At 41.5% G+C, this 24167-nt stretch carries 21 protein-coding genes; 15 read left to right on the forward strand and 6 right to left on the reverse strand.

Translation table 11 applies throughout. The annotated features are described in order from the left end of the window. The first annotated feature begins 10 nt into the window (after positions 1-10). The 3 genes from NSQ54_05710 (at position 11) to NSQ54_05720 (ending at position 3534) form a co-directional block, all read left to right on the forward strand. Entirely contained in the window at positions 11-1936 is a 1926-nt protein-coding gene (locus NSQ54_05710) for a fructose-specific PTS transporter subunit EIIC (GenBank protein WYP27606.1), read from the forward strand. A 307-nt stretch (positions 1937-2243) separates the two neighbouring features. Then, positions 2244-3176: an ectoine hydroxylase gene (thpD, locus tag NSQ54_05715; protein ID WYP28503.1), complete on the forward strand. Its 933-nt coding sequence runs from the start codon at positions 2244-2246 to the stop codon at positions 3174-3176. 103 nt (positions 3177-3279) lie between these two features. Further along, a complete protein-coding gene (locus tag NSQ54_05720) occupies positions 3280-3534 on the forward strand; it encodes a hypothetical protein (protein ID WYP27607.1) in 255 nt (84 codons plus the stop codon). A 48-nt stretch (positions 3535-3582) separates the two neighbouring features. Here NSQ54_05720 and mreBH read toward each other — a convergent pair whose 3' ends face one another. Beyond that, entirely contained in the window at positions 3583-4587 is a 1005-nt protein-coding gene (gene mreBH, locus NSQ54_05725; GenBank protein ID WYP27608.1) for a rod-share determining protein MreBH, read from the reverse strand. A gap of 223 nt (positions 4588-4810) precedes the next feature. Between mreBH and NSQ54_05730 the strand changes: the two genes are divergently transcribed. Together NSQ54_05730 and NSQ54_05735 are read left to right on the forward strand one after the other, a co-directional pair. Next, positions 4811-5209 carry a thiol-disulfide oxidoreductase DCC family protein gene (locus NSQ54_05730; protein ID WYP27609.1) on the forward strand — a complete coding sequence of 133 codons (399 nt, stop codon included), beginning with the start codon at positions 4811-4813 and terminating at the stop codon, positions 5207-5209. A 119-nt stretch (positions 5210-5328) separates the two neighbouring features. After that, the gene (locus tag NSQ54_05735) at positions 5329-5661 is read left to right on the forward strand and encodes a hypothetical protein (GenBank protein ID WYP27610.1); all 333 of its coding nucleotides are present in this window, start codon (positions 5329-5331) and stop codon (positions 5659-5661) included. 49 nt (positions 5662-5710) lie between these two features. Here the strand turns inward: NSQ54_05735 and NSQ54_05740 are convergent, their stop codons facing one another. Both NSQ54_05740 and NSQ54_05745 read right to left on the reverse strand, forming a co-directional pair. After that, positions 5711-5962 carry a hypothetical protein gene (locus NSQ54_05740; GenBank protein ID WYP27611.1) on the reverse strand — a complete coding sequence of 84 codons (252 nt, stop codon included), beginning with the start codon at positions 5960-5962 and terminating at the stop codon, positions 5711-5713. A gap of 49 nt (positions 5963-6011) precedes the next feature. After that, positions 6012-6170, reverse strand: coding sequence for a hypothetical protein (locus NSQ54_05745; GenBank protein WYP27612.1), 159 nt, complete (start codon positions 6168-6170; stop codon positions 6012-6014). A gap of 93 nt (positions 6171-6263) precedes the next feature. On the opposite strand from NSQ54_05745, the gene NSQ54_05750 reads away from it, so the two are divergent. The 4 genes from NSQ54_05750 to NSQ54_05765 all read left to right on the forward strand — a co-directional run bounded on the left by NSQ54_05750 (position 6264) and on the right by NSQ54_05765 (position 11154). Beyond that, complete coding sequence (locus NSQ54_05750; protein WYP27613.1) at positions 6264-6905, forward strand: ribonuclease H family protein; 642 nt, start codon at positions 6264-6266, stop codon at positions 6903-6905. Between the two features lie 12 nt (positions 6906-6917). Continuing rightward, positions 6918-8279 (forward strand): aldehyde dehydrogenase, encoded by a 1362-nt coding sequence (locus NSQ54_05755; protein WYP27614.1) that lies wholly within the window; start codon positions 6918-6920, stop codon positions 8277-8279. Between the two features lie 17 nt (positions 8280-8296). Beyond that, the gene (locus NSQ54_05760) at positions 8297-9586 is read left to right on the forward strand and encodes a SidA/IucD/PvdA family monooxygenase (protein WYP28504.1); all 1290 of its coding nucleotides are present in this window, start codon (positions 8297-8299) and stop codon (positions 9584-9586) included. 86 nt (positions 9587-9672) lie between these two features. Further along, positions 9673-11154: a catalase gene (locus NSQ54_05765; protein WYP27615.1), complete on the forward strand. Its 1482-nt coding sequence runs from the start codon at positions 9673-9675 to the stop codon at positions 11152-11154. Positions 11155-11488: 334 nt separating this feature from the next. Here the strand turns inward: NSQ54_05765 and NSQ54_05770 are convergent, their stop codons facing one another. After that, positions 11489-12835, reverse strand: coding sequence for an IS4 family transposase (locus NSQ54_05770; protein ID WYP27616.1), 1347 nt, complete (start codon positions 12833-12835; stop codon positions 11489-11491). A 299-nt stretch (positions 12836-13134) separates the two neighbouring features. Here NSQ54_05770 and NSQ54_05775 point away from each other — a divergent pair, with 299 nt between their 5' ends. The 6 genes from NSQ54_05775 to NSQ54_05800 all read left to right on the forward strand — a co-directional run bounded on the left by NSQ54_05775 (position 13135) and on the right by NSQ54_05800 (position 21385). Next, complete coding sequence (locus NSQ54_05775) at positions 13135-16149, forward strand: GNAT family N-acetyltransferase (GenBank protein ID WYP27617.1); 3015 nt, start codon at positions 13135-13137, stop codon at positions 16147-16149. Continuing rightward, a complete protein-coding gene (locus NSQ54_05780) occupies positions 16146-17000 on the forward strand; it encodes a TatD family hydrolase (GenBank protein ID WYP27618.1) in 855 nt (284 codons plus the stop codon). Before NSQ54_05775 ends, NSQ54_05780 begins: the two co-directional genes overlap by 4 nt. Before the next feature lie 118 nt (positions 17001-17118). Continuing rightward, a complete protein-coding gene (locus NSQ54_05785) occupies positions 17119-17685 on the forward strand; it encodes a chromate transporter (GenBank protein WYP27619.1) in 567 nt (188 codons plus the stop codon). Positions 17686-17697: 12 nt separating this feature from the next. Further along, positions 17698-18228, forward strand: a complete 531-nt coding sequence (locus tag NSQ54_05790; protein WYP27620.1) for a chromate transporter — start codon at positions 17698-17700, stop codon at positions 18226-18228. A gap of 72 nt (positions 18229-18300) precedes the next feature. Then, positions 18301-20073, forward strand: a complete 1773-nt coding sequence (locus NSQ54_05795) for a M3 family oligoendopeptidase (GenBank protein WYP27621.1) — start codon at positions 18301-18303, stop codon at positions 20071-20073. Positions 20074-20416: 343 nt separating this feature from the next. Next, positions 20417-21385 carry a bile acid:sodium symporter family protein gene (locus NSQ54_05800; protein ID WYP27622.1) on the forward strand — a complete coding sequence of 323 codons (969 nt, stop codon included), beginning with the start codon at positions 20417-20419 and terminating at the stop codon, positions 21383-21385. 284 nt (positions 21386-21669) lie between these two features. On the opposite strand, the gene NSQ54_05805 is transcribed toward NSQ54_05800, so the two are convergent. Next, positions 21670-22701, reverse strand: a complete 1032-nt coding sequence (locus tag NSQ54_05805) for a cytochrome d ubiquinol oxidase subunit II (GenBank protein WYP27623.1) — start codon at positions 22699-22701, stop codon at positions 21670-21672. Positions 22702-22715: 14 nt separating this feature from the next. Next, positions 22716-24068 (reverse strand): cytochrome ubiquinol oxidase subunit I, encoded by a 1353-nt coding sequence (locus NSQ54_05810; GenBank protein ID WYP27624.1) that lies wholly within the window; start codon positions 24066-24068, stop codon positions 22716-22718. Positions 24069-24167: the final 99 nt, after the last annotated feature.

Raw genomic sequence — 24167 nt, forward strand, 5'->3', positions numbered from 1 at the left:
GTGGATCTTTATGAAGATCTCAGAACTACTAAAAAAAGATACAATGATTTTAGATCTAAAAGCGACAACGAAGGAAACAGTCATCGATGAGCTCATTACAAAGCTTGATCAAGCGGGTCGCTTAAAAGATAAACAAGCATACAAAGAAGCAATTCTTGCCAGAGAAGCACAAAGTACAACGGGTTTAGGTGAAGGGATTGCTATTCCTCACGCAAAAACAGCAGCTGTCCGCACACCAGCAATCGGCTTTGGTCGCTCAACGGCAGGTATTGATTACGAAGCACTTGATGGGCAACCGAGCCAATTGTTCTTTATGATCGCAGCAAGTGAAGGAGCAAACAACGAGCACTTAGCCACGCTATCTCGTTTAACAACATTCTTAATGGATGACAGCTTCCGTCAAACGATTTTAAACGCTTCTAGTGAAGATGAAATCTTAGCTGCTATTGATCAAAAGGATGCGGAAAAGGAAGCTGAAGAAGCAGCAGAGGCAGAAGCCGAAGCTGCAAAACAAAACGAATCACAATCTTCAGCTGTAAAAGCATCTGACAGCCCTCAAATCTTAGGTGTTACTGGCTGCCCGACTGGGATTGCACACACGTATATGGCAGCAGATGCCCTAAAAAACAAAGCAGCAGAGTTAGGCTATACTATTAAAGTAGAAACAAATGGTTCAGGCGGAGTGAAAAACAAGCTAACAGCCGCTGAAATCGAAGCAGCTGATGCCATTATCGTTGCAGCCGATACAAAAATTGAAATGACTCGATTTGCAGGTAAAAAGGTTATTCAAGCACCAGTAGCTGATGGTGTGCGCAAGCCTAAAGATCTGATCGATCGTGCTATGTCAGAAAATGCACCAATCTATCAAGCGACTGGCGGATCAAGTAGTGACGATTCTTCCGAGTCTGAGAAAAAGGGTCTAAACATTTATAAGCACATCATGAACGGTGTATCCAACATGCTACCATTTGTTATCGGTGGCGGGATTTTAATTGCGTTGTCGTTTTTAATTGGTGGATATGAGCAGGAGGGTGTTATTGCAGAAATGCTTAACGCTATAGGTGGTGGAAACGGGGCATTCGGTTTACTAGTTCCTGTTCTAGCTGCTTTTATAGCAATGAGTATTGCAGATCGTCCTGGTTTTGCGCCTGGTTTAGTAGCTGGTACGATTGCGATGACCGGAGAAGCAGGTTTCCTTGGAGGTTTAATCGCTGGTTTCTTAGCTGGTTATATTGCATTACTTGTACGTCAATTAATTAATAAATTACCACAGGTTCTATCTGGTATTGGAAACATTTTATTTACGCCTGTTCTTAACCTTTTAATTACAGGTACGATCATGCTTTTAATTGTTACTCCGCTTGCAAGTGTAAACTTAGGATTACAAAGCTGGTTAAATGGTTTAGGAACAGCAAATATGATTATTCTAGGTGTTGTACTAGGTGGAATGATGGCAGTTGACATGGGTGGTCCAGTGAACAAAGCCGCATTTACCTTTGGTATTGCGATGATCGACGCTGGTAACCTTGCTCCACACGCAGCTGTAATGGCTGGGGGTATGGCTCCACCAATCGGGATTGCCCTTGCTACAACGTTCTTCCGTAGTAAGTTCTCTAAAAAGGATCGTCAATCTGGTCCAACAAACTATCTGCTTGGTTTGTCCTTTATTACAGAAGGTGCAATTCCATTCGCTGCAGCGGATCCACTTCGAGTGATACCAGCCGCAGTAGCTGGTTCTGCCTTAGCAGGTGGATTGACAGCATTTTTCGGAGTGTTACTTCCAGCTCCACACGGTGGTATCTTTGTATTCCCTCTTGTTAACCAAGGAGAAAATTGGGTTCCATATGCACTCTTTTACCTACTAGCTGTAGTTCTAGGAGCAATCCTAACGGCCATCCTTCTAGGTATTTTCAAAAAGAAAGTCATCGAAGATTAATTCATATTACAGACCTGTCTGGATTTCCAGACAGGTTTTTTTGATGAATTTTTACCGGCATGAGCGCACTTACAGCATTTTATAAAAAAAACGATGTTTAACAACTGTTTTAGAAGGGTTTTGTATACAGTGTAACCAAGATTAGGAGGGATGGCTCAATGAGCATGTGTTGGCGCTCGCACTTGTTTTAGGCGCGAAGACCACATTGAAACTTTCGAATAGTGAATTAGCACCGAGAAGCCGACAGAATCGTGAGGAAAGTCAAATAAATACTCGGGAACCGTACTAGGAGGTAAGTGAAATGGACATGAACATTGATTTATATCCCTCAAGGGTAAGCAGCAAGGCAACGATAAAAGAAAGAAAGGATCCAATCATCCATTCAAATGGAGGAAATGGTCCATTAAAGCAAACTGAGTTAACTTCCTATGAAGAAAATGGATACTTAATGATTGAGAAGCTATTTACGGATGAAGAAGTAGAGTTAATGAAAAAAGAATTAGAAAAGACGATAAAAGAAAATCAATCAAGAGATTCAGCAGATGTTATTAAAGAGCCTGGCAGCAACGAGATTCGCTCCGTTTTTGAAATCCATAAAGACAGCGGTTTCTTTGAATTGTTGTCTAAGAATGAGCGCATTGTTAAAATTGCCGAGCAGTTGCTAGGAAGTCAGGTATACATTAACCAATCTCGTATTAATTTCAAGCCTGGTTTTAAAGGAAAAGAATTTTATTGGCATTCTGACTTTGAAACATGGCACGTGGAGGATGGGATGCAGCATATGCGCGCGGTGAGCTGCTCGATTATCTTAACGGATAATTATGAGTTTAATGGACCGTTAATGCTGATTCCGGGCTCCCATAAGTGGTATGTGTCTTGTGCTGGGACAACTCCAGACGCCAACTTTAAATCATCTCTACAAAAGCAAGAAGCAGGGACTCCAGACAACGATAGCTTAAGCTGGTTAACAGAAGAAGCAGGTGGTCGAATTGATCGTGCGACTGGTCCAGCTGGTTCGGTGTTATTTTTTGAATGTAATACGATGCACGGGTCAAATGGGAATCTCTCCCCTTACCCAAGGAGTAATGTGTTTTTCGTATTTAATTCGATTAAGAATATTATAGGGAAGCCTTACTCAGGGCAAGATCCGAGACCGGAATTTTTGGCAAATCGTGATGAGGTGAAGCCAATTGAATCTGTTCGGGCAGATTCATTAACCAAACACGAAATCCACCATTAAACAAAAAAACCTTTAAAATCCATATGAAGCACTGTTAGTTTTCCTGGGAAATAAATCTTGCCGTTTTTAAGGTTAAGGTGGCGAATACTAGGGGAATAGAGGAATGAGTGGAGGAATGCATATGAAGCTTATTTCCTATTCCTATCAAAAAAGAGGAAAGATGAAGGCCATTTATGATCGTTTCTCTGAATCGCCAGTCATTTTTTGCAAAATAAATGGCTATTATTTTGTTTACTATGTTAGATGGTCGGAGAATGATCCAATCGTAACAACTCAAGATTTGGTTGATATGGAAATCGAATTGAATTTAGAGATGGAAACGATTGAAGCATATCGAAGAAGAAAACGGTACAAGTAAACAAAGAAAAGGCGAATGGCCCACATGGACATTCGCCTTATTTCTTAGTTACACCGTTGCTTTTTGTAATTTATCAATAAATTTCAAAGAGCGTCCAGTACCAATTGCTACTGATTCAAGAGGATTAGGTGCTATGTGCACAGGAACAGAGATTTCATTAGATAACCAGTCCTGTATTCCTTTAAGCAATGCTCCGCCACCAGTAATTAGAACGCCACGGTCCACGATATCTCCACTTAATTCTGGAGGACAATCTTCAAGTGTAGAACGAACAGCTTCAAGAATTTGAAGTAAGTGCTCACTAATTGCATGGCGTACCTCATCTGATTGTAAGGCAACCGTTTTAGGGAGTCCGTTCACAAGATCACGACCTCGAACTTCCATACTCAAGATTTCGTGGTCAATTGGTGCATAGCCAATCTCCATCTTGATTTGTTCCGCAGTGCGTTCACCAATTAAAACGTTATATTGCTTGCGAACATGCTGGATGATTGCTTCGTCAAGCTTGTCCCCACCAATACGTACAGAGTTACATGATACAACCCCGCCAAACGAAATAATTGCTACTTCCGTTGTACCTCCACCGATGTCAACTACAACGTTTGCTGTAGGCTCTTCAACGGGTAGGTCAGCACCAATTGCAGCTGCAACAGGCTCTTCAATGACATGAACATTTTTAGCGCCACAGCTACGAACAGCATCTAAGATTGCACGACGCTCTACAGACGTTGAGCCTGATGGTGCACAAACAACAACATTTGGTTTTCTTAGCGTTCCAATTTGTTTGCTAGCTTTTTTCATAATTGCTTTTAACATACTGCTTGTTACGTCAAAATCTGCAATAACGCCATCACGTAATGGGCGAACAGCAACGATATGAGAAGGTGTTTTACCAACCATACTTTTTGCCTCTGCACCTACTGCAAGAACGTCACGAGTTTCTGTATTAAGAGCCACTACTGAAGGCTCATTTAATATAATGCCTTTGTCTTTACTATAAACAAGAATATTTGCAGTTCCTAAATCAATACCAATCTCTGCATTTGAAAACATAGACTCACCAACTTTTCATAGAAATACTCATTAGGCTCCATTTTAACAAGATATTACCCGTAAAAAAAGGGTCGGAACGCTTATCTACTATGTAAGAATGTGAGATTTGTTGAGGATTTTATCATAGGTCTTGATCAGTAAGAAACAAATGTATATTGGGGGAAAATGAATGATCTGTTAAACTAAAACTAGCAAAGCCAGACATTAGTGGAAGGTGATGAACGTGGAGACGGATAAAAGTATTATTTTATTTGATGGAGTATGCAATTTATGTAATAAAGGTGTAGATTTCATCATAAAACGAGATAAACATCGCTATTTTCATTTTGCCTCAATTCAATCTGAAATTGGTCAAACGCTAATGGAAAAGTACTCAATTGGAGAAGATGTAGATTCAATGATACTCATTGAAAATGGTCGCGCCTATACTCATGATCGTGGAGTTCTAAAGATTATTTCTCACTTACCTCTTCGTTGGAAGATCTTTAAAGTTGCATACATTCTTCCTCCAGCTTTGAGAAAAGCCTGCTACCAACTTGTGGCAAAGTATCGCCATCATTTCTTTGGGAAAAGTGAATCCTGTCGTCTACCTACTAAAGAGGAACGTGCGCAATTCTTATAAATTTGTGAAGATTTTTCAATACTTTAAGCAGGAACATTTAGCAAAAGATCGAACCATGATATACTAGCAAAAAGGTGTAGCTAAGATATGACTTGCTGCATCATTAGGAGGGGACATAGATGGAAGTCAATCACAACGAGACGTACTTCAAAGAAAGATTGGAACATGCGAAAATTCAATTTGAGCGTACAATTGACTGTAAGCATACGGAGTTTGATGACCTTTACCCTTATATGACAGAACAACCACAGTTTTTCTGGTATAAGCGATATGTTGCTTGGCAGGAGCTTTTAACCTTTGTGCGTGTAGCCGAGGATTTTAAGTATAAATGGACTGAGTTGTTTACACAAAAACAAGCTGCTTACATTCAATCTCGCATTCTCGATGCAAAGGTTTTAGATGATTGGTATGAAGAGCAAGAGCTTGAAGCAGAACAAGAACAATCACAGTAATTGAGTTGATATACGAGGGTGGTACCCAGACATGGGCCACCCTCGTTTTTTATGCGAAGGTGATTTTTGATTGCGTATGGTGATGGACGCTTTCGATCTCATCTTCTATATCATACGTGATCTCATCGTTTGTTGGTAAGTCATCATAGTATTGAATGATCTTAAATTCAGTTAATGACACTAGCAGGTAGGAAAAACGTTCGTCTTCATCTTCAAGTAAGGCATAAAGATGTTTATTTTTAGCATAAATTAATTCTCCGGCTTGTCTCTTTTCATCTTTACGATTAAGTAAGACCTCCATTATACTCTCTCCAATCTTTCATGGTTTCATAGACAATTGAGAGCGAACCTTAAGATTCGCTTGACTCTGACTTCTTTGATTGTTTGTGATTTGATGTGTTTCCACCATTATCAACTAACTCACTTGCTACCTCTTGATTAAAAAGGGTTTCAGTAGGTGTTTGGTTATTTGTTAATGCTTTATTTTTTTGTGGATCACGCTTATGCATATGAACAGCCTCCTATCACATTTTGGGTTACACTAGAGATAACATTAGTATTGGGTTTATTAACTGATTTCATACAAAGAGAAGGTGGATATTTTGGCAAAAGGTAAGTTTTACGTAGTGTGGAAGGGAATCCAACCAGGAATCTATACAAGCTGGGCAGCATGTGAGGCTCAGGTGAAGGGGTTTCCTGGGGCAAGATTTAAATCCTTCCCATCAAAAGCGGAAGCAGAAGCGGCGTTTCATTCAAAACCAGGTTCAACAACAGCTAAAACAACAAAATCAACTAGCTTTAGAAAAAAAACGGAAGCTCCAGTAAGCAAAGATAAAATAATCTGGGAAAGTATCTCCGTAGATGTTGGATCAAGGGGAAATCCGGGTATAGTTGAATATAAAGGTGTTGATACCAAGACAGGTGAAATTCTTTTCTCCCACGGAGAAATACATATCGGTACAAACAATATGGGAGAGTTTCTAGCAATCGTTCACGGACTCGCTTATTTAAAAGAACGTAATGATTCAACGACGCCCGTCTATTCTGACTCAAGAACAGCGATCAAATGGGTGAAGGACCGGAAAGCCAATTCAAGCTTGGAGCGTTCAATAAAAACTGAAGAAATGTGGATGTTAATTGATCGAGCTGAAAAGTGGCTTGCGACAAACCAATATAAAAATCCTATTCTTAAGTGGGAAACAAAGCACTGGGGAGAAATTAAAGCAGACTACGGCCGAAAATAAGGAGGAATTCGCTTGTATCACGTTCTACGCACAAAACAGAAGCAGTACTTCTATAGTGGCACAACACGTTCCGAGGAATTCAGACTTCATCAGCTTGATAAGCTGAGAAAGGTCATTAAACAAAAAGAAAACCGTATTTTACATGCTTTAAAATTAGATTTAAATAAATCAAAGGAAGAGGCTTTTACAACGGAAATTGGCTTTGTTTATGCAGAGATTACGCTCGTAGAAAACTCTTTAAAAGAATGGATGGCTCCACAAAAAGTCAAAACACCTCCCTCACATACGGGCTCTAAAAGCTATGTCATTCATGAGCCAAGAGGTTCTGTGTTAATAATTGCACCGTGGAACTATCCATTCCAACTCGCAATGGCCCCATTAATTGGAGCGATTGCTGCTGGGAACTGTGCGGTGGTGAAGCCATCAGAGCTCACTCCCCATACATCAGCTGTTATTGCTGAAATCATTGGAGAAACCTTTAATGAAGATTATATTGCTGTTGTAGAAGGTGCTGTTGAGACTAGCACAGAGCTGTTAAAGGAGCCATTTGATTATATCTTCTTTACAGGTAGTGTTGCTGTCGGAAAAGTCGTGATGGAAGCAGCAGCCAAACACCTTACCCCTCATACGCTTGAACTTGGAGGCAAGAGTCCAGCCATCGTCCACCGTGATGCCAAGCTTGATCTTGCTGCCAAACGAATTGCTTGGGGGAAATTTTTGAATGCCGGTCAGACCTGTATTGCTCCAGATTATGTGTTAGTGGACGAAACGGTAAAGGATGTTTTTCTTGAAAAGCTGGAGAAGCATATTAACTCTCTATATAAAAAGCCGTGGAAAAAAGGTGAGTATCCCCGCATTGTCAGTGAGAAGCATTTTGACCGATTGGTGGAGTTTATTGAAGACGGGGACGTTCTCGTAGGTGGACAGTTTAAACGAGATGAGCTTGCCTTGTCACCAACTGTTTTATCTGGAGTAACGTGGGATTCAGCTGTCATGCAGGATGAAATTTTTGGACCTGTTTTGCCGGTTCTTACGTATTCCTCTACCGCTGAAGCACAAACCAGAATACGAGAGCTACCCAATCCGCTGGCTTTATATGTGTTTACGGAAAGTAAAGAGGTTGAGTCTCAATTCGTAGAGGAGCTTTCGTTTGGTGGCGGCTGTGTAAATGACACCATCATGCATGTAGCTAATCCATATCTTCCTTTTGGAGGAGCCGGACCAAGTGGAATCGGAGCATATCACGGGTACGATAGTTTTCTCACATTTTCACATCGTAAAGGAATGGTGAAGCAATCTACCTCATTTGATCTACCTATCCGCTATAAACAAGGACCCGTTACACACAAACTGATCCGGAACCTGATGAAATAGGAGGAATCACCTTGCAGATAAAGGAACACATAGATGTTCTTGGAGTAGGCATCGGCCCTTTTAATTTAGGGCTGGCTGCGCTACTTGAAGAAGGAACCGAGCTAAATTGTTTATTTCTTGAAAAACATACAAGTATGCAATGGCATCCTGGAATGCTGTTAGATATGACAGACCTACAGGTGCCTTTTTTAGCGGACTTAGTTACGTTCGCTAACCCTAAGAGTGAGTATACGTTTTTAAATTATCTTCACGAGCAGGAGAGGCTGTATGCTTTTTACTTTTTCAATCGATTTGATATACCAAGAAAAGAATACAACGCATACTTACAGTGGGTTGCAGCAAAGCTGTCAAATTGCCGTTTTGCAACGAATGTAACAGATGTTACGTATGATTCAGGAAATGAACAATATCTTGTATCCTGTGAAGACTTACAGACAAATGAAACCTACATATTATCAGCAGGTCATGTCGTAATGGGAACAGGCAGTGAACCGCTTGTACCAGGTGCAATTAAAGAATCGTTAACTGAAGATTTTGTGCATTCGAGCAAGTACATACAAAACATTGAAGAGCTCAAGTCAGCAGGTTCAATCACAATTGTTGGGTCAGGTCAAAGTGCGGCAGAGATTTTTTATGACCTCCTTCATGATCAAGAGCGCTTTGGCTATTCATTAAGCTGGTTTACACGTTCGGCTGGTTTCTTTCAGATGGAAGAAGGGAAACTAGGAATAGAGATGTTCTCTCCCGAGTATGTTGAGTACTTTCATGAGCTTCCCTATTCAAAAAGGAAAGAAGCTCTACCATTACTAGGGAGTATTCGAAATGGTATTCAAGTAAAGACACTTAAGAATATTTATGACCTACTCTATCATCGTTCGATTGAGAGTCCTCATAGCCCAGCTCACATTCAAGCTATGTGTGAGCTAAATGAGATTAAGCAGGTGGATTCTAAGACATATGATCTTACATTCCATCAATGGCAAACGGATTCAGATCTAACACATCATACGGAGAAAATTGTTTTAGCTACAGGTTATAAGCCCGCTATTCCAGAATGGATCGAACAAATGAAGGATGAATTTGAATGGGAAAGCGATAAGGAATTTAAAGTAGAGCTAGATGGTCGTCTTGTCTTTAAGCAACCAAGAGGTGCTCAAGTATTTGCTTTATCGAACGTTGTGCATGCTCACGGAACAGGAGCTACGAATTTGCAATTAGCTGTCCAACGTAATCAGAGAATCGTAAATTTTGTAACTGGCGAAGACACCTATCCGATAAGCAGAGGAAATACGTTTCAACAGTTTTAACTAGAGAGTCTAGTTTTTCATTTGACTGTTTACTAGAGTTATTATATTATAATCATTATAATCTAATAACCGTTATTAAAAACGAAATGAAGAGAGGGTCTACCGTGAAGAAACTAACAACGAATCAAGGTCAACCAATTTATGACAATCAGAACTCACGTACAGCAGGCAGAAGGGGCCCGACATTACTTGAAGACTATCAATTAATTGAAAAGCTTGCCCACTTTGATAGAGAACGTGTACCAGAACGTGTTGTACATGCTCGTGGAGCAGGAGCTCACGGCGTATTTAAAGTAGCCAATAGTATGAGACGTTACACAAAAGCTGCGTTTTTACGAGATGAAGGCGCAGAAACACCTGTTTTTGTGCGATTTTCAACAGTAATTCATGGTCAGCATTCACCTGAAACGCTACGAGATCCACGTGGATTTTCTGTGAAGTTTTACACGGAGGAAGGAAACTGGGACTTTGTCGGAAACAATCTACCAGTCTTTTTTATCCGCGATGCGATTAAGTTTCCGGATATGGTTCACTCACTAAAGCCAGATCCGCGTACAAATGTTCAAGATCCAAACCGCTACTGGGATTTCATGTCACTGTCTCCTGAATCAACAAACATGATGATGCATCTCTTTACAGATGAGGGGATTCCAGCGAGTTATAGAGAAATGCGTGGTTCAAGTGTTCATGCATTTAAGTGGATTAATGCATATGGAAATACGGTGTATGTAAAGTTCCGCTGGGTACCTAAAGCAGGACAGCGTAACCTATCCGCAGAAGAAGCAACCGAGGTGCAGGGAAAAGACTTTAACCATGCGTCGGTTGATTTGTACAATGCGATTGAGAATGGTGACTATCCTGAGTGGGACTTCTACGTGCAGATCCTAGACCCTGCAGACATGGATAACTATGACTTTGATCCGCTTGATGCAACGAAGGATTGGTTTGAAGAAGATTTCCCGTATCACCATGTTGGTACCATGACATTAAACCGCAATCCTGAGGATGTGTTCTCTGAAACAGAGTCTGTTGGATTTAATCCCGGTGTAGTAGTTCCGGGTATTGAACCATCAGAAGATAAATTACTTCAAGGGCGCCTGTTCTCTTACTCTGACACACAACGTTACCGGATAGGAGCAAATTACTTACAGCTGCCGATCAACTGTCCGTTTGCAAGTGTCGATAACTATCAACGAGATGGTGCAATGCCATTTAAGCAGCAGAAGAGTCCAGTAAACTATGAGCCAAACCGCTACGAAACGGAGCCAAAGGAAGATGAGCTTCATATGGACTACAAGGCACCGAATGAAGGAGAGACAAGGGGTAGACAGCCGATTGAAAAGACAAACCATTTTGGTCAGGCCGGTCAAGTCTATCGCCGTCATAGCAAGGAAGTTCAAGATCAATTAGTGAAGAATCTTGTTGCCGACTGGCAGACAGTTGAACAACGAACGGTTCTATTGCTTCTCTGTAACTTCTACCGCGCAGATGCTGACTTAGGAAAACGGTTAGCAGATGAAATGGGTGTTGATTTAACTCCTTATCTTGAAAAGCTAGAACAGATGTAAGATGTAAGTGTGGTGGTAGTAAACGAGGTTGGGTTAAAACTCAAAATAAATGAGGAAATGGCGAATGATTCAATTAGCGAATCATTCGCCATTCGTGTTTATGAAAAAATGAGCGGAAGGAGAACCCGACACTCCTACGGAAAAGTACGTGGTGAAGACACTGTAGCGACGTTTTTTCGCGAAAGGGGCTGAGGCCGTACCCCATAGCCGTCAAGTTAAGAAAGGAAAAAGAAAGAGCTCATCCTTTCTCTTGTAGTGGATCTAGTATTTTCCATCAGGGTACGTATGGATAGATTGGCTCTTTTTATATTTTTTTGCACCGGATTCTACCGTTTTACTCCATACGCGCATGTGTTTCATAGGCGATCTGTAAGATGTCATAGGGACTTTGATGGCGGTGGCGATGGTCTTTTCGTCCATATCGGTAAATGTTCTCGTAGATATTTTCTAGAACGTCTTCTAATGAAGAACGATGATAGAGAGCGTATCCTTTTGACTCTTCTATAGCCCTTTTGGCATGATGGATACACTTGTATTCACTGCCTTCGAGGTGGTGTTTTTGATGAAGATAGAACCGGCATTGAAACGCCACCATCGAAGAAAGCAGAATGTGTATAAGTTTCCCATACATGTGGCAGAGAAACCGATCTGGATTCATCGCGCGCACGTGATCAATGGCGAAAAGGGATTTCCACGTTTTGAAAAGAATCTCGACTTGCCAGCGTAAGGAATACATCGGATACAATGCTTGCACATCCATTTCTTCCTGTGTTAGGTTAGTGGCAAGGATTTGGGTATGATCCTTTTTGTCGGCGGATTGGGTATGACCCCCTTTCCGTCTTCTTTTTCGTAAACCGGCTTTCCTCTTGTTTTGTTGATCCTCTGTCAATCGTTGCACGATGACACGGGTTTGAAGGGTGTTCTTTCCTTTGACCCCTAATTGGATGACCCCATAATCTTTGATCGCTCCCGGTTCTAGCTGCTTCGCATCTTCTTCTGGTTTGATTTGGATTCGTTCCCCTTGATCATCTCTAGTCCAATAGGTCATATTGGCCGGCGTCCGCGTGATATAAGAAGCGCCTGCACGATCGATTTGTTTCAAATGGTCGCCAGAAAAGTAGCCGAGATCACGGATGATCAAATCACCTGGTTGAATCGTATCGGCTAATGCATAGGCGGCGTGATGGTCACTTTCTCTTGAACCGGAAAGTAAGGTATGCAAAAATTTCCCCTCATATAGCTCATACTCTAAATGAATTTTCGCTCCATCTGAAGAAGTACCATCTTTCTTTGGTCGTTCAAATGAAGTCGCATCTAAGATGCGGATCCGAGAAAACGGGGTCTCAGGAAGAGGTGGCATGGCCATCAACTCTTGTTTGGCCGCCAATTGAAAAAACACATGCTTCAAAAAAGCCGCTCCTTTTTCATCGAAGCGTTGATGTAAGGCTTGTTTGGAAAGGTGGGTATTGGATTCACGTGAAAGAGCCCCGCAAAGCTGTGTTAACTCTGTCGCACCGACGGGTTGAGGAAGAAAGGAACAAATACTTAGGAAATCCTCAGGTTTTAATTTCTTTAGACGCTGTACAAACCCAACATCTCGGGCAGATTGGCGAAGGTTCGGTACAGATAAAACGTCCAACACGGTTTTCGCAAACGTACTGAACTCCTCTTTTAAAGACACAAACGATCCCTCCCTAGGACTGGTTAAACCCCCATCCTAACGAAGAATCGTCTATAGTTAAACCGATTTTACTTAACTTGACGGCTATGGGCCGTACCCGCGGAAAGGGAGGGATTCTCCTGTAGCGGGTTTGTTGCTATGTTCGTGTTTTCTTGACTGATTTGCTGTTATTTCTCAGTCACCTATCTTTTTTATCCTTGATACAGACATGTCTATCGTCCATCCCTTTTCGCTTTCTGATTTACAAATGGAGGAAATATTCATACAATGACAAGAGATGTAAAAAGGGGTGTGACACCGTGTTAACCTATGACATTATTGAGTACGATGAACGCTTTGCGGCAGCTGTGGCAAAGATGTGGAACGAGAGCAGAGAAGGCTGGGGTGGTGATTCCGAAGTTGAGACGGAAGAAGATCGCCGACTGGCTGAACAAACAAATGGAAATATCCTTACCTTACTCGCATTTGATGGTGAGTCTGTCATTGGATATTGTGGATTCTCGGAGTATAAAGGAGATGAGGGCGCCCTTTATATCCCTTTGTTAAATGTACATCCAGAGCATCACGGAAAAGGTGTGGGAAAACGCCTTGTCCTTGAAGCGGTTAAACGTACCACCGAACAAGGCTGGCCGAGATTGGATTTGTATACGTGGCCAGGGAATACAAAAGCAGTTCCCCTTTATAAGCGGTGTGGGTTCTTTTGGGAAGAACGGGACGACCGCGTACATTTATTAAACTTCATTCCGAAAATCCTGAATCATCCTGTGTTAGGCCAATCTGTTCAACCATCTACCTGGTACGCTGATCTTAAGCGAGACATTGAGATCAAGCCAGATGGTGAGAAAGAAAATGGATTTGTATTTTATACATATCAATTTGAAACAGAGAACGGACCTGTTTCTGCCAAGATTGAGCAGAGTGGTAGAGGCATATCCAGCTTTTCAACTAGAGAGTATGATGTTGAATTTACATTGCCTACTCAACTAATGTTACTTTCAGGTGAATATGAGGGTACGTTGCATCTTAGTACCAAAAATGGACCTATACAGCTTGAAGCGAAGGTAGAGGATCATCCATATATTTCAGGACAGACTCACATTGATGAAATGGTTTCTGGAACAAAATCATTTACAATCCCGTTCCGAGTACAGCAGGCACCAGAGCTCCAACAGTCCAAATGGAAAACCCATCCCAAGCTCACTTTGACTGTTTCATTAAATGGAGAGGAATTTCAGCTTGAGCTTGGTACGAGCATTCAAAAGCCTGTTACGATCGAGCCGTTTCTACTGAAAGAACAAGGACTTTATTGCATGCAAGTGAAAAATCAATTAGATGAAGTACAGAAGGTGATATTGAACGGAGCAGGTTTACCGGAACCTGTTGAATTAAGTCTTAACCCATCTGAGAAGCAAGTGATTACGGCTCCACTTTTTCAAGAAGTGGCAGGTGAAATGAAGATCGACTTACAGATCCAATCTACACTAAGCTGGCTTGACTCAAGTTATGAAGAAACCCTACATTTAGCGATTCCATCTAGAAATGAAGCATTTGTGATGGAGACGCCAACGTGTCTCTATCTATACAACGGGGCATATGTCATGAAATGGAGTAAAGAAGATCATGTGGCTACGTTAGAGGATGCATTTACTTCAAAGAAAATGCCTCTCGTCTTTCTTCATCCTGTCATTGGTAAGCCGGCCACGCACGCGTTAGCTAAACAATCATGGACACGTTATAGCTGGGAAAAACAAGCTGGAGGAATTGAATTAAGACTACAATACGAGCTAACTAAGCCGGAATGTACAATCACTCGTATCATTCATTGGTCAACTGCTGGAGAGTTAACGATGGCACTCGAGTTATCTAATCCTAAAGAAGATGTAAAGGATGTATATGTTGGCCAACTCTTTTATGCAGAAGAGGAGCAGGTGGTCTTTCCAATGAATGGTTCAGTGCTTGCTGCAGATGATGTTGCGCTTGATTTGTTACCTCTAGAGCAAATGGATGAGCCGTGGATGTTTATAGATGGAGGCTCCCATACCTTTGCATTTGAATGGGCATATGGTGCCACATTATATACGCCAAGCTGGCAAGCCGTATTTGAACAGAGCGTACATGCGATATCTGCTAATGGAACACATCAATTTGAACCATTAAAAATCGCTATCGATGTTCACAAGGATTGGAAGGCTTTTAAGCCGCATGCCACAAGCGTACCTGTCAAATCATTAATGGACCTGACGTTTACGAAAGGTCACGGTTTCTATAAGCCTGGAGACGAACAAGAGCTTACTCTCGAGCAGTTCTCTCAAAAGATCACAAGTGGTAGTCTCCGTTTAAGTCACGGAAAAGAAGAAGAGGTTCATCTTGAAGGCTTGGACCGTCTTGTATTAAATGAAGCATTCCACTCAGAATCAGTTACCACCTTTAAAGTTGAGCTTGAAACGGATTCACATAAAACCAGCTATTCTTTAAAGGGTATACCGATTGGGGAAGGTGAAGTCACTAAAAGCATTGATCATGAGCATGGGATGGATATATGGACCGTTACGAATGGCAAGCTGGCCTTTAAAGTGGCTCCCGATTATTTTCCAACGATGTATTCGCTGCAAACACAAACGAAAGAGTGGTTGGATCATAGCTTTCCAGAACCTGGGCCAAAGTCTTGGTGGAACCCTTGGGGTGGGGGCATTCACTCAATTCCTAACAACGTGAATTTGTATACAATTTTAAAACAGAAGATAAGTTCATCCTTTGTCAAACTAACGGATCAATGGGGACATCAGTGGGAAGGGATTAAGCTAACTGTTGAATTCACAGATCACGATCGATGGAAAGGGTTAAAGCTTGAGCAGTATTATGTTACGCTGCCAGAGAGCCCAGTTATTGCAACATTCTACGACATTAACTATCCAAATCAATTGCTTCATGCAGATGCAATAAAGTCTGTCGCATTTCTGGAGAAAAAAGAAGCATCGTTACACATCTATCCATTTGATTCAGATAAATCATTTAACAAATCTGGATCAGAAGAGCTTGAAGTCTCTCTTTCCACCATGAGTCATGTTACACGAATTTGGGATGAGAAGGTTCAAGAAGGTTTGGCTGTTATTTCAACAGATATAGAAAATCAACGATCTGTTTATTCGAATGCAGAAGTATTTGTATATGAAGCAAGTACAGAATATACAGCCTACTTGTCTGATTCAAACATTCGTTCGAAACCAATATTCTATTGCATGACGGATGAGCATCATTCTACGTCTGGATGGGAATGGCTAAAACAACTTAGATTTACGGAGGTCACTGTATGAAAGTAATTGATGCACATCTGCACTTCTCAAACATTCAATCGTTTAAAGAAACGGCAACTGATTTGTCTGAGATCTCCTATGATGCAGCAGGGTTAATGAAAGAGTATAAAGAAGCGAATGTAGTACTTGGGATCGGTATGGGTGTGACTGAACGAGTGCCAGGTGAATTTCCGGATCGAACAACCTCAAGCTTGATGGGGCTGGACCTGGAAAATCGACCGAAAGAAATTATGTGCTGTATTGGAATCAATCCGTTTCTTTTTTCCGAGGCTTCTTTAGTCGAGCTAGAAGAAGAATTACAGAAGGATTGGATTGTTGGGATTAAGATTTATTTAGGATACTATCCTTACTATGCATATGATGATGTCTATCAGCCGATTTACCGATTGGCTAAGCATTACGACGTTCCCATTGTATATCATACTGGCGATACATATGCAGAAAAAGGGCTATTAAAATACTCTCATCCACTAACCATAGATGAAGTTGCAGTCGAGCATCGTGACGTACGGTTTATGATGGCGCATTTCGGTGATCCCTGGTGCTTAACGGCAGCAGAAGTGATTTACAAAAATCGAAATGTGTATGCTGACCTGTCAGGATTAATTGTTGGGACGGATGAAAGAGTAGGACGTCACTTTGACCGAGATAATCGATATTTTGATCATTTACGTCAAGCATTGGTGTATTGTGATAGCTACGATCGTTTACTATTTGGAACAGACTGGCCACTTGTGCAAGTGAAACCATACATGGAATGGCTAGCTGATATGATTCCAGAAGCCTTTCATGAGGATTTCTTTTATCATACGGCAACAAAGGTGTTCCCCAAGATCAATAAGTTTCTATAAGTAATAAAGAGAAAGACGCTTCTTACCTTTTGATAGGGAAGAGGCGTTTTTTGATTGTCAGATGGTCATAATTCGATTAGTATTAAGGAGATTATGCCTGAGGGGTAGGAGGAGTAGAATGAATTTGTCGTTACAGAAAGATTTATTTATCGCGTTTTTCAGGTCAACCATGCTTGGCTATGGTGGGGGACCGTCTGCGATTCCACTTGTTCACGATGAAGTGGTAAAGCGTTACAAATGGATGGATGACGAGGAATTCGCAGATGTACTGGCGATCGGGAATACGCTTCCTGGGCCGATCGCAACAAAGATGGCTGGATATATTGGGTATCGTTTAGGTGGCTGGGCCGGTATGCTGAATGCATTATTTGCGACGGTCATTCCAACGGTTGTCATCTTAATTGTTTTACTAAGCATCCTCGCATCCTTTAGTGAATCATCGATTGTTGAAGGAATGACTCAAGCTGTTACACCTGTTGTTGGAGTGATGCTACTCGTGATGACATACAACTTCACTAAACAATCTGGTAAAGGACTAGGGTGGATTTGGACGAGTATTTTAGCCGTTGTTAGTTTAATCGGCATGCAGTTTCTAGGCATACATCCGGCAATTATTATAGTTATTTTAATTTGTTATGCCTTATTTAAGCCGACACAAAAGCAAAAAGAAAATCAAACAAGCTAAAAGGAGAATTGGATGGTTTATATACATTTATTTATCGCATTTTTTATTCCCGGCATTGTTGGATATGGTGGGGGACCTCCTTCCATTCCACTTGTTCAAAATGAAGTAGTAAACCGATACGGTTGGATGACAAACCAAGATTTTGGGGAACTTGTCGCTCTAGCTAATGCCTTACCAGGACCCATTGCAACAAAGCTTGCGGGTCAAATAGGCTATGAGGTTGCTGGTATTCCAGGAGCTGTAGTCGCCTTATTTGCAACGGTCGCTCCAACGGTCTTTTTGATGATTATTCTATTAAATATTCTTTTGAAATTTAAAGATTCACCAAAGATTAAGCTGCTAACAAAATTAATCAAACCAACGATTGCAATCTTACTTGGGATTCTAGCATTTGAGTTCTTTGTCACATCGTGGGACGGAGCAGGATCGGTTCAAACGGTTATTTTAATCATAGCGAGTCTTTTATTACTTGAAAAGTTTAAAGTGCACCCAGCTTTTGTTATCTTAGGGTCTCTTATTTACGGAGCTATTTTTCTATCATAAAAATGATGCTATCTTCTGAAAAATTTGATAAACTAAGTATTACGTAATCCGAAATACTTAGGAGGAGATACTATGCATTATCCAGAGAATTGGGACTTAGAAACGTTTTTTAAAGGTGGAAGTGAATCCGCTGAATTCCAGACTTTTTTAAATGAAACAGGTAAAGAGCAGGATCAGCTTGAAGCTGATTTAAAAGGAACATTAACAGAAGATGAGCTAGTAAATGGCCTTGTTCGTGTTCAAGACATTGCGGTAAGAGCTCAGCATGCAGGTGGCTTTGTTAGTTGTCTAACTGCACAAAATGTAAAAGATAAACAAGCTCTTTTACTTCAGGGACAGCTACTTGAGCTAAGTGCCAAACAGCAAAACCTTGTGGCAGCTCTTGACCAAATGTTAGCTGAACTAGATGAAAGTGCATTTGCACAGTTAATCGCTCGTCCAGAGTTAAAGGATGTGACGTTTAACTTAAATGAAAAGCGTCAAAAAGCAAAGGACAAGCTTTCTCCAGAAGAAGAAAAGCTGGCTTCGGGTCTCGCAATTGATGGCTATCATGCATGGGGGAACTTCTATAATCAAGCAGTTGGTCGAATGGAAATTCCATTTGAAGAAGATGGAGAAACAAAGCTTCTATCTGCAGGACAGCTCCAAAATCGGATGAATAGCAGTGATCGTTCTGTCCGTGAAAAAGCATTTAAGGTGAACGAAGAGGCGTGGCAGAAGGAAGCGGATGTGTTCTCACAAACACTGAATCATCTTGCCGGCTTTCGTTTAAAGCTTTACGAGGCACGCGGATGGACAAACGTATTAAAAGAGCCGCTTTACTACAACCGGATGCAGGAACAAACGCTTAACGCGATGTGGGATACGATTACTGCCAACAAACCAGCGCTTTATAGATTTATGGAGAAAAAAGCAGAGCTCCTTGGAGTAGAAAAGCTGTCCTTCCATGATGTAACAGCACCACTACCAGTTGAGAACGATCAAAAGATCAGCTATCAAGAGGCGTGTGAGTTAATTATCAAGCATTTCCGTACATTCAGCCCTGAGCTTGCTGACTTTACAGAAGGTGCCCTTCGTGATGGCTGGATTGAAGCAGAGGATCGCCCTGGAAAAAGACCTGGTGGATTCTGTACAGGCTTCCCGTTAAAGAAGCAATCGCGTATCTTTATGACGTATGATGGATCGATGGCCAATGTGGCAACACTTGCACATGAATTAGGACATGCGTATCATACATATTGTTTAAAAGAAAAACAGCCATTCGCTCGTCAGTATGCGATGAACGTAGCTGAAACAGCTTCGACATTTGCAGAAACAATTGTAGCAGATGCTCTTGTTGAAGAAGCAACGGACAAGCAGTTAAAGCTTTCTTTACTTGAGAATAAGATTTCTCGTGCCCTTGCTTTCTTTATGAATATCCATGCACGTTTCTTATTTGAAACAAGATTCTACGAGGCACGTAAGAATAAAAGCTTATCTGTTAATGAGTTGAATGCGTTAATGGAAGAAGCACAGCGCGAAGCATACGGAGAACAGCTTTCTGCATACTCTCCAACCTTCTGGGCTTCCAAGCTACACTTCCATATTACAGGCGTTCCGTTCTATAACTTCCCGTATACATTTGGATACTTGTTTAGTCTGGGGATCTACAAGCAAGCAGCTGAGTCAGAAGGTTCGTTCGAGCAAGCTTATATCTCACTACTTGAAGATACAGCGAGCATGACAGTAGAAGAGCTGGCACAGAAGCATTTGCAGGCTGATCTAACGGATTCATCATTCTGGCAGCAGGCCATTGATGTGGTACTCGAAGATGTAGAAGAATTTATTCGGTTGTCTGAACAATAAAAAAGAGAAGCCTGAGACAAATTAGTAATAACCAATAAAAACACGAACACAGCAATAAATCCGCTACGGGAGAATCCCTCGCTTTCCGTGGGTACGGCCTCAGCCACATCCGCGAAAAAACGTCGCTCCTGTGTCTTCACCGCGCACTTATCCACAGGAGTCTCGGGTTCTCCCTTCGCTCGTTCTGTTAAAAAAACGGATGGCGAATGATTCTACCTTTGAATCATTCGCCATTTTCTAGTTGATTTTGTGTTATGTCCCGGCCTTTTTCAGTACATGAAAAAATCTAAATGGTGAATGTGATACACTTATCTTAAAAAGAGAAGGTTGTAGGAGAGGTTCTATGTTAGAAATGACAAATCGAATGCTTGAGCGAGCTCTACCTTTTTTAACACCAGTTGCCGTTGTCATTGGTGTGGTGCTTAGTTCATTTGCATCAACAATCGTTTTTATGGTTCCATTTCTTTTTTCATATATTACATTTGCGAGCAGTGTTGCTATTAGTCCAAAGGATGTACGGAATGTCATTCAGTATCCCGTCCCTATTCTGATCAGCATGCTTATTTTACAAATCATTATGCCGGTCATTGCTTTTTGTGTAGGGCATCTATTTTTTCCGGGTAACATCGAAACAACAACAGGACTGCTTTTAGCATTTTCCATTCCAACTGGAGTAGTCACACTGATGTGGGTTTCCATTTACGGAGGAAGCCGATCCCTAACCCTTGCGATCATTTTAATCAATACAATTATCTCTCCATTTGTGGTTCCATTAACGTTAACTATTTTCATAGGGAACCAAATTGCACTTGATACATGGGGTGTGATGAGTGGCTTAATTATGATGGTTATCCTGCCTTCAGCATTAGGGATTTTCGTTAACTATCTACGAAAAGGAAAAGTCACAACACTAAGTAAATCAATGGCTCCGTTTGCTAAACTATGTTTGTTAACGGTCATTGCATTAAATGCATCTGTGGCAGCCCCTTATTTGTCTCAGGTTAATGGATTTGTCATCAGTGTCTTTCTTGTAGTTCTTGGTTTAGCGATTGCAGGTTATGCACTCGGTCTCGTTTTTTCAAAATGGCTTGGGTTTTCTAATGCCACAACAATCAGCATGATGTATAACAGCGGAATGCGAAACATCGGTGTAGGCGCAGCCATTGCCGTTGTGTATTTCCCTCCGGCTGTCACGCTTCCTGTGATTATGGGCACACTGTTCCAACAAATCCTCGCCGCCCTATTCGGAAAAATTGTCTCAAACCGAATGAAGCGAGAGATGGTTGAGCTTGAAACACCTGTGATGAGATAGGAAAAAAAGAGGCCGAGACATAACATTAATACAAATAGTAAAACACGAAAATAGCAAGGTACCCGCTACAAGAGAATCCCTCCCTTTCCACGGGTACGGCCTCAGCCCCTTTCGCGGAAAAGCGCCGCTACAGTGTCTTCACCACGTACTATTCCGTAGGAGTGTCGGGTTCACACCCGCTCGTCTTACTAAATAATCTGAAAAACACGAATGGCGAATGATTCGATCGTAGAATCACTCGCCGTTTTTTAGTTGATTTTTAGTTTTGTCCCACGCTCTTTCTTTTATTTCAACAGATACCTCTTATCCTTCATAAACAACCGCCAGAACCAAATAAACACTGGGATCAAGACGGCCATCCCACCTGCATATCCAAAGAGAAGCAATCTGAACATCGTTTCATTCGTAAACGCATCTTGAACCGTGATATCCGGATAAAGCAAGTAAGGAAGCTGAGCGGAGCTATATGCAAAGCTTGCTAGCCCGAATTGAATAATGATAAAAATCACAGCGTATCTGGGCTGTCCGATTTTGCGTTTTGCTTTAGCAGGCCACCATAAGGCACTATATCCAACAACAAAAGCAAGAAAGGATAAGCCGAGCAATATTAACCTGAAACTATCGGTAATGTTATCGAACATCCATGGTGCATGAGGGATCAAGGTATAAATGGCCGCTACTGCAAAAGCGAGAGTAATTGGACCAAGAGTCATCGCATTGCGGCGGTACGTGTGATACGTTTCCATTGAATTCGCTTCTCTGGCATAGTCACTTAGCAAGAGGGAAGAAAGAAATAGCTCAGTTGCTAACCCGAAGCCGATATGTGTATAGAAAGTTGAGCTTGAAAATAATTTATCGACGAGAATGTATTGATTCACCCCATCATTCATCACATAACCGCCGATAGCTGCTGGCAGGATGGTGATGAGTAGGGCAGGGATTAACAGGCCTGTTAATCCAGAGAAGATGGTGAACAGCCTTGTATATCGTTTTACACTATGAGAGTAGACCATAAAGGCACTACGAATGGTTAACAGAATCAATACTAGGCAAAACGGCACAATCATTAACGTACCAAGCGACGCAGCGCCACCCGGGAAAAATCCAACAAATGCGACGACGAGTAGAACAAGAAACACATTTGTTACTTCCCATGATGGTGATAAGTATCGGTTGGCAATACTAGAGGACTCGGTGTCTGTTTGATTTTGATAATACATCGCCCAAAACCCAGCTCCAAAGTCGATCGAACCAGCAATTGCGTAAATAAACAAGAATGCCCAAATAATGAGTAAGGCTATATTGATGGACTCCACAAACTCACTCCTTTCTACACATTGAGTTGATCATTTGTCGATTGAAATTCATCTGAAACCGGATTTCGTTTAAAGTAAAAGTACATAACAAGCCCGGTAATGACGAGCAAAACAATATAAAGAACAGAGAATAAGAAGAACAGAATCCCGAGGTTACCCGAATTTGTTGCGGCTTCTACAGTTCGTTGGATCCCATAAATGGTCCAAGGCTGTCGTCCGGTACAGCTATAAATCCAGCCCGTTTCAATCCCAATAATTGCAAGAGGTCCACAAGCGACATATGCTGCAAGAAGCCATTTAGGATAGATAACACCTTCTTGTTTACGTCTTAGGAACCAGAAAAATAAACCAAGAGCTGCAAGCCCTAATAAGGTAAAACCAATGGCAACCATGACATTAAATAACGTATGGATGAACAAAGGGGGCCACTCGTCTTGTGGAAATTCATTTAACCCTTGGATAACTCCGTCTGTCGAACCAGTTGCAATCCAGCTAAGCATGCCAGGAATTTCTATTCCACCGATTACGCTTTCTGTTTCCACACTAGGTGTTCCAAAAATGGTAAGGGCGGCATTATCGGTTGTGTTAAACAATCCTTCAGAGGCAGCAAGCTTAATAGGAAGCTCTTCATACAACATAACGGCTGTTTCGTGACCTGATAAAGCGGTGTACGAAGACATGATAAATGCAACGACTAAGGAAAGAAATAATCCTTTCCGGTGATAAGCGATTTCCCTTTTAGACAAATGATTATGTAATAACTTATAAGCAGCTACGGCAACTAACACAAAAGCACCTGTCATAAAGGCTGTGCCGACTACATGGTTTGCTGTAACAAAAAAGCTTGGCGCCTTAATAGCAGCAAGAGGATCGACATTTACCACCTGGCCGTCAACCAAATCAAACCCACGAGGCGTATTCATCCATGCATGCGCATTTGTAATCAAAATGGCGGAAGCTGAGGCTCCAAAGGCAACAAAAAAGACAGCAATTAATCTGGTCACAGGACCTAAACGATCAGCGGCATACACATAGATAGATAAGAACAACGCTTCTAAGAAAAAGGCAAAGATCTCAATTTGGAAGGGTAGGGCAATGACTTCCCCAACAATCTCCATGAACTTTGGCCATAAGAGGGAGAGCATTACGGCGACGATAGTACCTGAAGGAATGGCAACACCAAGTAAAACAGCTGCTCCTTTTGTCCATCGTTTGGCAAGTAACGCATAATCATCATCCTTCTTAACTAAGCGCATAATTTCTGCAAGAAGAATCATAAGGGTGATTCCAACTGTTAATGTTGCAAAAATAATATGAAAGGCCATAGATGACCCGAACAGCATTCTCGACAATAAGACACTATCCAATATTTTCAATCCTCTCCAGTGATGTTACATCTACCTTGTGTAAAAGAAGAGGAAATATGCACTTGCACAGGAAGTTTTTGAGGGACAAAAGAAAAACAC

This window comes from Alkalihalobacillus sp. FSL W8-0930, assembly GCA_037965595.1.
Taxonomy (GTDB): domain Bacteria; phylum Bacillota; class Bacilli; order Bacillales; family Bacillaceae_D; genus Alkalicoccobacillus.

What these genes read in the sequence shown, in the direction of transcription:
- NSQ54_05710 (WYP27606.1), top strand. Translation starts at nt 11, where the DNA reads ATGAAGATCTCAGAACTACTAAAAAAAGATACAATGATTTTAGATCTA.
- thpD (WYP28503.1), top strand. Translation starts at nt 2,244, where the DNA reads ATGAACATTGATTTATATCCCTCAAGGGTAAGCAGCAAGGCAACGATA.
- NSQ54_05720 (WYP27607.1), top strand. Translation starts at nt 3,280, where the DNA reads ATGAGTGGAGGAATGCATATGAAGCTTATTTCCTATTCCTATCAAAAA.
- mreBH (WYP27608.1), bottom strand. Translation starts at nt 4,587, where the DNA reads ATGTTTTCAAATGCAGAGATTGGTATTGATTTAGGAACTGCAAATATT.
- NSQ54_05735 (WYP27610.1), top strand. Translation starts at nt 5,329, where the DNA reads ATGGAAGTCAATCACAACGAGACGTACTTCAAAGAAAGATTGGAACAT.
- NSQ54_05740 (WYP27611.1), bottom strand. Translation starts at nt 5,962, where the DNA reads ATGGAGGTCTTACTTAATCGTAAAGATGAAAAGAGACAAGCCGGAGAA.
- NSQ54_05745 (WYP27612.1), bottom strand. Translation starts at nt 6,170, where the DNA reads ATGCATAAGCGTGATCCACAAAAAAATAAAGCATTAACAAATAACCAA.
- NSQ54_05765 (WYP27615.1), top strand. Translation starts at nt 9,673, where the DNA reads ATGAAGAGAGGGTCTACCGTGAAGAAACTAACAACGAATCAAGGTCAA.
- NSQ54_05780 (WYP27618.1), top strand. Translation starts at nt 16,146, where the DNA reads ATGAAAGTAATTGATGCACATCTGCACTTCTCAAACATTCAATCGTTT.
- NSQ54_05785 (WYP27619.1), top strand. Translation starts at nt 17,119, where the DNA reads ATGAATTTGTCGTTACAGAAAGATTTATTTATCGCGTTTTTCAGGTCA.
- NSQ54_05790 (WYP27620.1), top strand. Translation starts at nt 17,698, where the DNA reads ATGGTTTATATACATTTATTTATCGCATTTTTTATTCCCGGCATTGTT.
- NSQ54_05795 (WYP27621.1), top strand. Translation starts at nt 18,301, where the DNA reads ATGCATTATCCAGAGAATTGGGACTTAGAAACGTTTTTTAAAGGTGGA.
- NSQ54_05800 (WYP27622.1), top strand. Translation starts at nt 20,417, where the DNA reads ATGTTAGAAATGACAAATCGAATGCTTGAGCGAGCTCTACCTTTTTTA.